Source organism: Phocaeicola sp. RTP21198st1_B8_RTP21198_201120 (assembly GCF_040929485.1).
Lineage (GTDB): Bacteria > Bacteroidota > Bacteroidia > Bacteroidales > Bacteroidaceae > Phocaeicola > Phocaeicola dorei.
In genome coordinates this window covers 1-1,169 of record NZ_JBCOCI010000459.1, presented here as the reverse complement: position 1 = coordinate 1,169, position 1,169 = coordinate 1, and the positions used below count along the sequence as shown (strand labels likewise).

General features: G+C 38.2%; 2 protein-coding genes. Both read left to right on the top strand.

Annotated elements, in window-relative coordinates; translation table 11 throughout:
• On the top strand, window positions 1–186 hold a 186-nt coding region (locus AB5935_RS27260; RefSeq protein ID WP_368328007.1), incomplete at its 5' end, for a UDP binding domain-containing protein.
• Between the two features lie 36 nt (window positions 187–222).
• Complete coding sequence (locus tag AB5935_RS27255) at window positions 223–1,020, top strand: DUF4738 domain-containing protein (protein WP_004295905.1); 798 nt, start codon at window positions 223–225, stop codon at window positions 1,018–1,020.
• The last annotated feature ends 149 nt before the right edge of the window (window positions 1,021–1,169 follow it).

Sequence of the window (1,169 nt, the reverse complement as noted above, 5' to 3'; positions counted from 1 at the left end):
ATGTATGATGCCGTACTGGATGCTGATGTGTTGATGTTGGTTACCGAATGGAAAGAATTCCGTCTGCCTTCATGGGCCGTTATCAAGAAAACGATGTCCCGGCAGATTGTGTTGGACGGACGTAATATATATGATAAAAAAGAGATGGAAGAACTCGGATTTATTTATCACTGTATTGGTAAATAAAAAAATAAGAGTATCTTTATATAAAAACTAAAATAGATGATGAAAAATGTGGCTGTATCGTTAATGGCAATCTTTTTCGCGGCATGTAGCGGCAATAAGAGTCCCCATTCTCTTCAACAAGAGAAAGAGGATCTTAGTGCAAAAGGACTACTGCAGGGAATTTGGCTGGACGATGAAACGGAGAGCCCGTTGATGCGTGTAGAAGGAGATACTATCTACTATGCAGATGTACAAAGTACTCCCATTGCATTTAAAATAATACGGGATACTCTTTATACTTATGGAAATGATACTACTTATTACAAGATTGATAAGCAGGCAGAACATATATTCTGGTTTCATTCCATAACGGATGATGTAATTAAGTTGCATAAATCCGAAGATGCCAATGATTCAATCTATTTTGTCCGTCAGGAATTAGTCATTCCGGCATATACGGAAGTAACCAAACGCGATAGTGTAGTGACCTATAATGGCACTCGCTATCGCGCATACGTATATATTAATCCTTCTAAAATGAGAGTCATCAAGACGACTTATTCCGAAGACGGGATTAGCATGGATAATGTATACTATGATAATGTGATGCACATTTGTGTGTATGAAGGTAAAAAGAGCCTGTTTGCCAGCGATGTTACCAAACAGATGTTTGACAAAGTACTTCCTGTCGATTTTCTGGAGCAATCCATCCTGTCAGATACAAAGTTTATGAAAGTAGACCGGAACGGTTTTCATTATCAAGCTGTCCTGGCCATTCCGGAAACTTCCATATATAGCATTGTAAATATGGAAGTAAGTTTTAAAGGAGATTTGACTATCACTTCATCCAAATAAAAAAGCACCATACATTCAGATCGTATAGTGCCGGATTAAAAAAGCCTTGCTTTAATTTTGTCTGGGGGGAGACGGACGGTTATTTCTCTTTCCTCCGTTATTATTATTCCTTTTTCCCCGGAAATCTTTTCTTTTGTAGTTGCCACCCT

Bases quoted from the DNA above. Each gene is read 5' to 3' on its own strand.
- AB5935_RS27255 (WP_004295905.1), top strand. From the start codon at position 223: ATGATGAAAAATGTGGCTGTATCGTTAATGGCAATCTTTTTCGCGGCA.